At 73.4% G+C, this 6,790-nt stretch carries 7 protein-coding genes; 2 read left to right on the top strand and 5 right to left on the bottom strand.

Annotated elements, in window-relative coordinates; translation table 11 throughout:
• Positions 1–417 precede the first annotated feature (417 nt).
• Complete coding sequence (locus AB0O00_RS25745) at positions 418–1,350, top strand: ROK family protein (protein WP_363655544.1); 933 nt, start codon at positions 418–420, stop codon at positions 1,348–1,350.
• A gap of 99 nt (positions 1,351–1,449) precedes the next feature.
• Here AB0O00_RS25745 and AB0O00_RS25740 read toward each other — a convergent pair whose 3' ends face one another.
• From AB0O00_RS25740 to AB0O00_RS25720, 5 genes are all read right to left on the bottom strand, one after another.
• Entirely contained in the window at positions 1,450–1,845 is a 396-nt protein-coding gene (locus AB0O00_RS25740; protein ID WP_363655542.1) for a DUF2267 domain-containing protein, read from the bottom strand.
• Between the two features lie 214 nt (positions 1,846–2,059).
• Positions 2,060–2,647 (bottom strand): thioesterase family protein, encoded by a 588-nt coding sequence (locus AB0O00_RS25735; RefSeq protein ID WP_363655540.1) that lies wholly within the window; start codon positions 2,645–2,647, stop codon positions 2,060–2,062.
• Positions 2,644–2,991, bottom strand: coding sequence for a hypothetical protein (locus AB0O00_RS25730; protein WP_363655539.1), 348 nt, complete (start codon positions 2,989–2,991; stop codon positions 2,644–2,646). Before AB0O00_RS25730 ends, AB0O00_RS25735 begins: the two co-directional genes overlap by 4 nt.
• Positions 2,992–3,267: 276 nt before the next feature.
• Positions 3,268–4,230, bottom strand: coding sequence for a DUF6528 family protein (locus AB0O00_RS25725; protein ID WP_363655537.1), 963 nt, complete (start codon positions 4,228–4,230; stop codon positions 3,268–3,270).
• Positions 4,231–4,358: 128 nt separating this feature from the next.
• Positions 4,359–4,835: a flavoprotein gene (locus AB0O00_RS25720; protein ID WP_363655546.1), complete on the bottom strand. Its 477-nt coding sequence runs from the start codon at positions 4,833–4,835 to the stop codon at positions 4,359–4,361.
• 200 nt (positions 4,836–5,035) lie between these two features.
• Between AB0O00_RS25720 and AB0O00_RS25715 the strand changes: the two genes are divergently transcribed.
• On the top strand, positions 5,036–6,661 hold the full coding sequence (locus AB0O00_RS25715; protein ID WP_363655535.1) for an alpha/beta hydrolase: 1,626 nt from the start codon (positions 5,036–5,038) through the stop codon (positions 6,659–6,661).
• The last annotated feature ends 129 nt before the right edge of the window (positions 6,662–6,790 follow it).

The following is a 6,790-nucleotide window of genomic DNA, read 5'->3' as shown; positions in this document are numbered from 1 at the left end:
CCCTGCGGGCGCGCGCGCCACCGCCCCGCCCCCCCGCCTCAATTCCCCGCCCCCACCCCTATCCCCACCCTTCAACCCGCACCGATGCACCCACCCCCACCACTCCCCACCCCTATCCCTCCCAAGGCGAGAGGGTCGCGCTGCGGGAGGGGGTGGCGGAGGGGGTGGCCGCGGAGAGGGGCGTGACGGGTGATTTTCAGACTGCCAACGGAGAGAACACCCCACCCACAGAGTCGGCAGTCGGAAAATCATCCAGCCCCCGGAGCGGCCACCCCCGGAGCCACCCCCGGAGCCACCCCCGGAGCCACCCCCGGCGTCACCCACCCACCCGAAAGCCCACAGAACCCCAAGCCCCGCGCAGCGGCCCCCACTACGCTAACCACCACCGCACCCGCCCACCCCCCAGGAGCCACCCCCATGCCCCCCACCTCCCTCTACGCCGCCCTCGACATCGGCGGCACAAAGATCGCCGGGGCACTGGTCGACGACAACGGACGGATCCACCACAGGATCCAGCTGCCGACCCCCGCCCAGGAGCCGGCCGGGGCGGTGTTCGCCGTCGTCCGCAAGGTGCTGGACGAGCTGGCCGGCGAACCGCAGTGGGCAGGCGTCACCGGAGTGGGCATCGGCAGCGCAGGCCCGGTGGATCTCGCGCAGGGCACGGTGAGCCCCGTCAACATCCCGGGCTGGCGCGGCTTCCCGCTCGTCGCCGAGGTCACCGCACACGCCGCCGTGGCCACGAACAGCCTGCCGGTGCGCCTGGCAGGCGACGGCGTCGCGATGGCCGCCGCCGAGCACTGGAGGGGAGCAGCGCGGGGCGCCGCAAACGCACTGTGCCTGGTGGTGTCGACGGGCGTCGGCGCCGGTCTGGTGCTGGACGGAGCCGTGCGGCCCGGGCCGAGCGGGAACGCCGGTCACCTCGGACACATCACGGTCGATCTGGACGGCGAGCCGTGCCCGTGCGGTTCGCGGGGTTGTCTGGAGGGCATCGCCAGCGGCACCGCGATCGCGCGGCGCGCACTGGCCGAGGGCTGGCAGCCGGCCGGCGAGGACCGTTCGGCGCGGGCCGTCGCCGAGGCAGCCGCGGCCGGAAACGAGATCGCCCTGGCCGCCTTCGACCGCGCCGCGAAAGCCCTGGCAGCCGGAATCGCCGCCGCCGCCACACTCGTCGACCTCGACCGGGTCGTGATCGGCGGCGGGGTCGCCACCGCCGGGAGGCTGTTGTTCACCCCACTCACCCGCCACCTCGACGTGTACGCCGCCCTGCCGTACGTCCGGGAGCTCGACGTCCGCCAGGCCGAACTGGGCACCGACGCAGGACTGATCGGCGCCGCCGCACTGTGCCGCTGACAAGGTGCTGACCGCTGACAAGGTGCCGGCCGGCGCCGGGCCGGTGTGGTTGTCCGGCCCGGACGCCGAGGTGTTCCGCGCCACGACCGGCGCGCCGGATCAGGCCGGCAGCGGGTGGCCGAACAGCAGGTCGTAGCCGTCAGGGAGCTGGTCGAGCACCCGGTCGACGAGGTTCCCGGGTGCGAGGTCGGTGACGGTGCTCAGGACGGCCCCGATGTCCCACTGCGCGGTCGCCGGGGTGGCGCCGTCGATCCAGCCGACGACGGCCTCGACGAAGCGCTCGGCGGTCAGCGGTGCGCAGGTCGGTGCGGCGTCGCGCAGGAGCGTGGCGTAGGCGGCGGGCAGGGTGTCGGCGAGTTCGGTCCGCTCGCCGCCGACCAGGTGCTCGCCGAGCAGGGCGAGCACGACGCGGCTGGCGTGGTCGGCCTCCGCAGGGCCCCCGTACTCCCCGCGCTCGACGACGCGGGCGAGGAAGTCCTCCGAGGAAATGGTCATCGCGTCCTCCTTCCGCTCGGTGGGGACCGGCGGGGCACGGCGAGGGCCGCGGCTGCTGCGGAGGGGTGGGAATGCGACCTGGGAAAGGACCGTCGCAGCACGTGACCGGCGCGGAACGTACCGGTTCCCGTGCTGCTCAGCGTACTGCGGCCGGGCGGGCGGATCGACGCCGTTGTCGATCACACCCTGAATCGGCCCGGGAAGCACGCGCCCGTCAGGCCACCGAGGCGCGGCACCGCCGACGCGTACGGCGGGCGAAAACGGCACCGCCGGCCCTGGCCGAAACCCAATGCGAAGGCCCGACCGCCGCAGACTCCCCCTCCCCCGTCATCCCCGCCCCCGCGACCGCGACCGCCCCCGCGACCGCATCGCCCCGCAGGGACTCCGGCATAAATCCGGAGAGAAATCGCCGCTCATTCTCGCCGAGTTTCCGCGAACGCCCGGATTCACGGTCCCTGGCGACCACCACCGTACGGGCCCGCATAAAGACGGTCGGTTCCCGGCAGACATTCACGTCGATGTGCGCGGAACTCCGCCCGAGCCGGGCCACGGAGAGCCGGACGGACAATGGCTCGGGCCGGTGGTGCAACTGTTCCAGGTAATCGATCTCGTGCCGCGCGATGATGAATCCGGACGGGAAGAGCGATTCCCGCACGGCGGTCGCGTGGTGGCGGAACAGGTCGTGAATCCCCTCCTGGACGTAGCCGACCAGCCGGGCGTTGTTGATGTGCCCGTTCTCGTCGACGTCGCTCCACCGCGTAGGGCAGGCCAGCACGTGGGCGCCGGGGTGCAGGGCGCTCACTGCTGCGTCGGCCGGGCGCCGGCCGAGGCGGGGAGCAGCGCCCGCTGCAACCTGGCGTAGTAGGCGGACTGTTCGCTCGCCATACGGGCCGCGGTCCAGCCCTCCTCGGCGGCCTCGGCGGCGGCCTGGACGACCAGGCTGTCGAGCGCCGCGTCGACCGAGCGGCAGAGTTCGGCGACGGCGGCCAGGCGCCCGGTGACGTCGGCGCCGCCGGCCGCGGTCCGGGCCGGGAAGGCGGCCAGCGAGTCGACCGCGAGGCGCAGATCGTCGACCCCGGCTGGCTGCTGGTCGGAAAGGTGACCGGAAACGTGACCGGAAAGGTGGCCGGAAACACAATTGTGCATGTTTTCTCCCGGATAAGTCGCGGCAGGGCAGGGCCCGGCTCTGGCCGAATGCGTCGGAATGCGCCGGGGAACGGTCGGACGGGGAACGGTCGGACCACCCCCGGGCGGAACGGACGCTATCCCAGCCCGCACGGCCCGCGACAGGTTTGCGGACGCTCCCGGGAAACTCACTACCATTGGAGTAGTTTGGCGGGGCACAAAATATGCCGCATCAGCCGAATGCCCGGGCGGGGGGCGTGAATTCGCCACCCTCCGCCACCCCTGGAAGGCGCCCCGTCACCAACCCCCGCCCCACCAGCGCGCCTTGTAGAGCTGGGTCCCGCGCAGGAGGCGGGTGCCGTCGGGCCGGTGGAGGGTGAGGACGGAGGTGCACCAGTCGCACGGCGCGGTGTGCGTGGGGGCGACGGTGAGGAGGCGCCCGGTGCCGGGTTCGTCGCCGACGCTCTTGATGTCGCGCTCGGCTGCCCGGTCGGCGAACCGGACGGGGGTGAAGCCGCCGTCGCCGGTGTCGTACTCCCAGAGCCCGTGGAGGGTGCTCACCCAGAACCGTCCCGGTGCGGCGAGGACGGGCGCGAGGTCGTGCCCGCCGCGGTCGGGAAGCGGGACGTCGCGGACGGCGGTGAGGGTGGGCGCGTCCGGGGTGCCGCCGACGGTGAGGGCGGTCAGGGTGTCGTGGCCGAGGGCCCAGAGCAGGCCGGTATGCCGGTCCCACTCGACGCCGTGTGCGTCGGGGAGCGCGTACTCGGCGTACGCGGTCGCCCGCGGCCCCTGCGAGGCGGCGTAGAGGCGCACCCAGCCGCCCTCGCTCGCGGCGACGGCCACGTTTCCGTCCGGCAGCAGCTCGATGCTGTGCGGGTTGGCCGTCTCCCCGACGTCGGTCGCCCAGCGGGCCGCGCCCGTGGTGGTGTCGACGACGGCGGCGAGGCCGCCGCTGGCGGTGACCAGCAGGAAGCGCTGCCCGACGCGTGTTCGGCTCTTGACCTCGTTCGGGAGGTCCCAGGTGGTGGCGGGCCTGAGGTCGGCGAGGTCGGGCGCCCGGTCGGCGCTCCAGCTCCAGACGACGGGCAGCTCGTCGGGGCCGGCGTACTCCACGAGCTCGTCGGCGCCCTGCAGGACGAGCACGCGCCGGGACGCCTGGTCGACGACGGCGACCGCCCAGCCGGGTTCGGCCGCGTACGCCGCGGAGGCGGGCGCGCAGAGCAGCAGGGCGCACAGGCCCACGAGCGTTGTCCTCGGCACGTCCCCACCGTGCCGGGCGCGGACGGCGGCCGCACCACGCGCGCCGCCGAACGGGCGTGCGAACGGCGATCCGGGGAACTCAGCCCCGCCCGCCGACCCGGTCCGTCGCACGCCGAACCGCTCCGGCGTCAGCGCGCCAGGAGATCCAGCGCCCGCGTCCAGCTGAACTCCCCCGGCACGTACTCGGCGACGGCCACCCCCATCGACCGCAGCCGCCGCAGGCTCTCCCCGTACGCCGGGTGCGCCGCCTGCGCCGGGCTCAGGCACGGCTGGACGGCCACCGGGATCCCCCAGCCGTACGACTCGCAGAGGATGCCGAGGGCGAGCGTGTCGGAGATGCCGGCGGCCCACTTGTTGACGGTGTTGAAGGTCGCCGGCGCCACGACAATGGCGTCCGGGTCGCGCAGCGGACGCGGGTCGCCGGGCTTGCGCCAGGCCGAGCGGATCGGGTGGCCGGTCTGCGCGACGAGCGCCGCCTCGTCGATGAAGCCCGTCGCGAGCGGCGTCGCGACCACCCCGACGTCCCAGCCGCGCTCTTGGGCAGCCGTGATCAGTTCACCCACCCCACCCGCGACCCCGGCCGCGCACACGACCACGTACAGCATCGGCTTGTCCACCGGCACCCCTCTCCGACTCCCGAGCCCGAGCCCGACCCCCGAGCCCGGCACCCCAGCCCGACCCCCGAGCCCGATCAGGCCATGCCCCAGAACCGTCCCCCGAACGCCGAACTCCGCGCCAGTCAAGCCTTGGTAAAGTCCGGTCAGGCCCCTGGCAGTACCATTGCACATATCACATCATGCTCCCCATGAGAAAAGTCATCTCCCTCCTCTCGGCCGCCGCGGCCGTCGCCGCCCTCGGCGGAGCCGCCTCCGCCGCCGAGCCCGACACCGCCAACCTGGAGGACACCGGCCAGGGCAGTCTCGTCTGGAGCTCCTGCAACGACGCCGCCACGCCGGCACTCCAGTGCGCGATGCTCGACGTGCCCGTCAACTACGCCGACCCGCACGGCCGGAAGATCAAGATCAAGCTGAACCGGCTGCCCGCCACCGCCCCCGCGGACAAGCAGCAGGGCCCGATCCTGCTCAACCCCGGCGGCCCCGGCGACTCCGGCCTCTGGATGCCCGCCTACATCTCCGGGCAGATCCCGAAGGACGTCGCCTCCACCTACGACTGGATCGGCTTCGACCCGCGCGGCACCAACGCGAGCGACCCCCATGTCGTGTGCGACGCCCACTACTTCGACGCCGAGCGGCCCGACTACCAGGTGAGCCAGGGCACGTCGAAGGCGTGGCTGAAGAAGGCCGCCGGGTACGCCGCCGACTGCGCGGCCGACTGGTCCTGGCTGCTGCCGCACATGACGACGGTCGACAACGCGCGCGACATGGACAGCATCCGCCGCGCCCTGGGCGCCCAGAAGATCAACTTCTACGGCGGCTCGTGGGGCACCTCACTGGGCTCGACGTACGGCCAGCTCTTCCCGAAGCGCGTCCGCCGGATGGTCCTCGACAGCATCGTCGGACCGACCATCAGCTGGTACGACCACAACATCCTGCAGGACAAGGAGCACCAGCGCCGCTTCGACGCCTTCGCCGGCTGGGCCGCCAAGGCCGACTCCGTCTACCACCTCGGCACCGACCGGGCCGCCGTCGAGAAGGCGTACGCCCAGGTCGAGGACGCCCTGCGGAAGGACCCGGCGGACGCCGCGCCGGCCCCCGGCAGGATCGGCCCGGCCGAGTTCGAGGACACCTTCTACGGCGGCGGCTACAACTTCCTGCGCTGGCCCCGGATGGCCACCGTCCTGTCGTCCTACCTCGTGCAGCACGACACCCGGCCGCTGACCATCGCCTACAACAAGTACGCCGCGCCCGGCTCCGACGACGGCACCTTCCCCGCCTACAACGCCGCGCAGTGCACCGAGAACGCGTGGCCGCGCGACTGGGAGACCTGGAAGAAGGACCAGGCCAAGGTCAACGCCACGGCGCCCTTCTACACGTATAACAACATGTGGTACAACGCCGCCTGCATGTTCTGGCCCTACCAGGGCAACCAGGCGGGACGGCTGAAGATCACCGGCAGGGGCCTGCCGCCCGTCCTCCTCTTCCAGGCCACCGAGGACGCCGCCACCCCGTACGAGGGCGGCCTCGCGATGCACGACGCGCTTCCGGGCAGCAAGCTGGTCGTGCAGGACGGCGGCAGCTTCCACGAGATCCTGTTCCACGGCAACGCGTGCCTGGACGACACCTTCACCGCCTACCTGCGCGACGGCAGCCTCCCCGACGGCAAGGGCCGCATCGCCAAGACCTGTGCTCCGGAGGCCGATCCGACGCCCGTCCTGGTGACGCCGCCGCCGACCCTCGCCGCCAAGACCGCGGCCCCGGCGGCGCCGCTGTCGCCCACCGACCCGGAGGCCGTCCACGGCGCCCTGCGGTAACTCGCCTCCGTAACTCCCCTCCGTGGGGGGGGGGGGGGGGCCGCGGGGGGGGGGCGCGGCCCGGGGGACGCGGGGCGGGCCGGGCGGCGCCGGCGGGCCCCGCCGGCGCCCCCCGCGCCGGGCGGCGGG

Origin of the sequence: Kitasatospora sp. NPDC093558, assembly GCF_040683475.1 — a bacterium.
In the GTDB taxonomy this organism is placed as follows: domain Bacteria; phylum Actinomycetota; class Actinomycetes; order Streptomycetales; family Streptomycetaceae; genus Kitasatospora.
The sequence above is the reverse complement of the archived record's forward strand: the minus strand, read 5'-3'. Positions and strand labels throughout refer to the sequence as shown.

Bases quoted from the DNA above. Each gene is read 5' to 3' on its own strand.
- AB0O00_RS25740 (WP_363655542.1), bottom strand. From the start codon at position 1,845: ATGACCATTTCCTCGGAGGACTTCCTCGCCCGCGTCGTCGAGCGCGGG.
- AB0O00_RS25745 (WP_363655544.1), top strand. From the start codon at position 418: ATGCCCCCCACCTCCCTCTACGCCGCCCTCGACATCGGCGGCACAAAG.
- AB0O00_RS25730 (WP_363655539.1), bottom strand. From the start codon at position 2,991: ATGCACAATTGTGTTTCCGGCCACCTTTCCGGTCACGTTTCCGGTCAC.
- AB0O00_RS25715 (WP_363655535.1), top strand. From the start codon at position 5,036: ATGAGAAAAGTCATCTCCCTCCTCTCGGCCGCCGCGGCCGTCGCCGCC.
- AB0O00_RS25720 (WP_363655546.1), bottom strand. From the start codon at position 4,835: ATGCTGTACGTGGTCGTGTGCGCGGCCGGGGTCGCGGGTGGGGTGGGT.